Source organism: Pseudomonadota bacterium, from assembly GCA_030775045.1.
Lineage (GTDB): Bacteria > Pseudomonadota > Alphaproteobacteria > JALYJY01 > JALYJY01 > JALYJY01.
The window spans coordinates 1-3,431 of the sequence record JALYJY010000134.1 but is presented as its reverse complement, the minus strand read 5'-3'; the positions used below and the strand labels follow the sequence as shown (position 1 = coordinate 3,431).

General features: G+C 60.4%; 5 protein-coding genes. 2 read left to right on the top strand and 3 right to left on the bottom strand.

Annotated elements, in window-relative coordinates; all coding sequences use genetic code 11:
• Positions 1–60: 60 nt before the first annotated feature.
• The 3 genes from M3O22_09045 to M3O22_09035 form a co-directional block, all read right to left on the bottom strand.
• Positions 61–1,101 carry a glycosyltransferase family 4 protein gene (locus M3O22_09045; protein ID MDP9196886.1) on the bottom strand — a complete coding sequence of 347 codons (1,041 nt, stop codon included), beginning with the start codon at positions 1,099–1,101 and terminating at the stop codon, positions 61–63.
• A gap of 79 nt (positions 1,102–1,180) precedes the next feature.
• On the bottom strand, positions 1,181–1,702 hold the full coding sequence (locus M3O22_09040; protein MDP9196885.1) for a hypothetical protein: 522 nt from the start codon (positions 1,700–1,702) through the stop codon (positions 1,181–1,183).
• A gap of 132 nt (positions 1,703–1,834) precedes the next feature.
• Positions 1,835–2,233, bottom strand: coding sequence for a hypothetical protein (locus tag M3O22_09035; protein MDP9196884.1), 399 nt, complete (start codon positions 2,231–2,233; stop codon positions 1,835–1,837).
• Between the two features lie 258 nt (positions 2,234–2,491).
• Between M3O22_09035 and rpsB the strand changes: the two genes are divergently transcribed.
• Together rpsB and M3O22_09025 are read left to right on the top strand one after the other, a co-directional pair.
• Positions 2,492–3,274 carry a 30S ribosomal protein S2 gene (gene rpsB, locus M3O22_09030; protein MDP9196883.1) on the top strand — a complete coding sequence of 261 codons (783 nt, stop codon included), beginning with the start codon at positions 2,492–2,494 and terminating at the stop codon, positions 3,272–3,274.
• A gap of 26 nt (positions 3,275–3,300) precedes the next feature.
• A partial coding sequence (locus M3O22_09025; GenBank protein ID MDP9196882.1) for an elongation factor Ts occupies positions 3,301–3,431 on the top strand: 131 nt, incomplete at its 3' end.

Here is a 3,431-nt window from a genome sequence, read left to right as displayed (position 1 = left end):
CGCAGCGTACGTTACAGTACGTGAGCACCGGAAGCGCAGAAAACCGAAGTCAGATGGCCATTATCCGTTTGATTTTCCTGGCGCCCTGGTGTCCTCTTTCCCCGCGGACAACAGGAAAGCCACGGCAAGCAGGGGCAGCAGGGCCAGTGCTGTGATGGCCAGCGACCACGCCGGGAAGGTCTGGGCCAGAAGGCTGAGGGGCAGCAGCCAGAACACATTCACAGCCCCTACAGACAGGGTGGTCTTTCCGTGGCCCCACCGGTCGGCCAGCCGCTGGAAAGCGTGGGTGCGGTGGGCTGTGGCCAGATTCTCTCTCCGCAGGGCACGCCGGACCAGCGTTACTGTGGCGTCCACCACGAAAACCCCCAGGGGGATCAGGCAGGCCCAGGCGGACAGGGTCCGGGCATTGACCGCCACCACCAGAAGCAGGCCGAACATCATGCCCAGGAATGTGGCCCCGGCATCGCCCATGAAGATGCGGGCGGGCGCCCGGTTCCAGTACAGGAAGCCTGCGACAGACGCTGCCAGTATGGCTGCCAGAAGGGCCAGGCCTTCATATCCCTGCCAGGCCAGAAGCAGGCTGAACGTCAGGGCGGCAAACAAACCCTCGGACGCCGCCAGCCCGTCGATTCCATCCATGAAATTGTACAGGTTGCACATCCATATAACAGCCGCCACCGCCACAGGCACGCCAGCCCACGACAGGGGGAAAATCCACGATCCCAGAGGCAGAACCGGCATTCCGCCCAGAAGCAGCACCCCCCACAGTGCAGCCGCGGCCTGAAGCGCCAGACGGACCCGCCAGGCCACATGCCCCATATCATCCACAAAGCCCACAGCGGCAATCAGGCCGCCGGCCCCCAGAAACGCCAGCGCGAGTCGGGGGGACAGGACATCCCCCAGAAAAAGCAGGGTTGCCCCTGCCAGGCTGATGGCGGCAAAAACAATCCCTCCGCCCCGGGGAACGGGCACGGAATGGGAACTGCGGTGATTGGGGATATCCAGGATCTGCCGGGCCTCGGCATAGCGCCTGTACAGGCCGGTCAGGACGAGGCTGGCCAGGAACACTGCCGCAGATACAGCTACCGTACGGATATCCATTCAGAGACCTTCACTGTGCAGAAGGGGAACTCATCCCTTCTGCCAGTGATGGCACAGCGGAATCCGGAAGAAAAGCCTGTTATCGGGACGCCTGGACAGTGGGATCAGCAGCTGGCTCGCCGTCGCACAGCGGACGGCTGCTGGCCACCGCCAGGGGCTGGGAGGAGATATAGGTCGCCAGGCTGGCGCCCTCTACCTGCATGGCCAGGGGAATCATGCCGGAATTGGCAATGCAGAACTGTTCCGGCGTCTGCAGGGCCGCACGCTTGGCCGCCTCATTGGCGATGCGGGTCCTGAAATCATCAAAGGCGGACTGGGAACCCAGCCAGCTGGTCAGAACCTTCTCCCAGGACCGCAGGGTGGTCTGGTGGCGGCTGGTGAAGGCCTTGTAGCCCGAAAACAGGCTCTTTTCCGGCATGCGGGTCTGGCAGGTCAGGGCCACGACCATCAGCTCGTTGTGATAGCGGATCGCCCGCTCGGCATCATACTGGGCGCGGGTCAGGCACTGCGACGCGGCCAATGCCGGTCCGGCAACAGATACAGCCATGGCCACCGCACATGCTGTCACACCCAGATTACGAACCATTCGACGAAAGGCCATCACTGTCTCCTGCAATCAGATATTGTACCACGGAAAGATTAAACCTTTTCCTGCGCGCACCCTACGATCCGGGACGCTGCCGGTTCAACATAAAAATGCTTTTACAGCCCCGGACAAGGGCGGATCCCGCTGTCAGGGCTGCGGGATACCGGATCCTGCATGCACACTGGCAGAAATCCAGTCGCAATAAACAACGAACTGATGCGAAACGGGAAAGGAAGGCGTCCATGCAATCTCTTTTCCATCACACCGGATATCTTTCAGCAAAAAAATGTGCGGAGAAAGAACAAAACCCTGGAGCGTGGCAACTGCAAAGCAGCCCGGATACGAATCGAAATCAGCCGGCATGGCCCGATGGTCGTTTTCGCCCCGGCACGCCTCCTTGGGTAAAAACGTTCGGGGGGAAGACAGGTTCTGCGTCACGGCCGGCGCAGAATCAGGGTAACTTTCTTCCGTTACGGAAGTACTGACACATCCTGCTGTCATGAACAATGCTGCAGTGAGAAGACCATTTTTCCTGTCGATGACCATTGACGGCTCCATATTTCAATGCTGAAGTTTTGTCGCACTGTCTGCCAAAATCCGGCGGCGTACACAAGGCCCCTGGAGAACATGGAAAGAGCAGATCCCCTTGCTTTTGCCACTGCGGCGCAGTATGAAAGGCGCACGTACGGCATGTCGCCGTGCGATTTCACACGCGGGTGCAGGGGTTTCTGAGCAAACCCTGTTCCGGTGTCCGGTCCGTCCGGATTCCAGGCCCCGCGGAGGATCAACCGGAAAGGACATACAATGGCTGTTCCCTCATTCTCCATGCGCCAGCTTCTGGAAGCGGGCGTTCATTTCGGACACAACACCCGCCGCTGGAATCCCGCCATGGCGTCGTACCTGTTCGGCGTGCGCAACGGCGTCCACATCATTGATCTGGAACAGACCGTTCCCATGCTGCACCGCGCCATGCAGGCGGCCCGCGATGTGGCCGCCAGCGGCGGGCGGGTCCTGTTCGTGGGCACCAAGAGACAGGCCCAGGACCGCATTGCCGATGCCGCGAAAAAGTGCGGCCAGTATTATGTGAACCACCGGTGGCTGGGTGGAATGCTCACCAACTGGAAGACCATTTCCAACTCTATCCGCCGCCTGCGCGAAATGGACGAAAAGCTGGCGGAAAGCCAGTCCGGCCTGACGAAGAAAGAAATTATCGGCATGGAGCGGGGCCGGGAAAAACTGGAACGCTCGCTGGGCGGTATCCGTGAAATGGGCGGCCTGCCCGACATCCTGTTCGTAATTGATACCAACAAGGAATCGCTGGCCATCGAGGAAGCCCGCAAACTGAACATTCCTGTGATTGCCATCCTGGACAGCAATTCTGATCCTGAAGGCATCACCTACCCGATTCCGGGCAACGATGATGCCCAGCGGGCCATCGATACCTATTGCGACCTGATCTCCGGGTCTGTTCTGGACGGCCTGCAGGCTGAAATGGCCGCATCCGGCACTGACCTGGGCGAGATGGAAAACGTGCCCGGCAGCGTGGCGGGGGAGCCTGTTGATTCCGAAGGCGCTGAAAAGGCCTGATATCAATATTTCAAAGGATCGGAAACATGGCTGAAATTACTGCTCCCATGGTCAAGGACCTGCGCGACAGGACCGGCGCAGGCATGGCGGACTGCAAAAGGGCGCTGGTGGAATCCGGCGGTGACCCCGAGGCCGCCCAGGACTGGCTGCGCAAGAA

Excerpts from the sequence above, each read along its gene's own strand:
- M3O22_09035 (MDP9196884.1), bottom strand. The coding sequence starts at position 2,233 with ATGGTCATCGACAGGAAAAATGGTCTTCTCACTGCAGCATTGTTCATG.
- M3O22_09040 (MDP9196885.1), bottom strand. The coding sequence starts at position 1,702 with ATGGCCTTTCGTCGAATGGTTCGTAATCTGGGTGTGACAGCATGTGCG.
- rpsB (MDP9196883.1), top strand. The coding sequence starts at position 2,492 with ATGGCTGTTCCCTCATTCTCCATGCGCCAGCTTCTGGAAGCGGGCGTT.
- M3O22_09045 (MDP9196886.1), bottom strand. The coding sequence starts at position 1,101 with ATGGATATCCGTACGGTAGCTGTATCTGCGGCAGTGTTCCTGGCCAGC.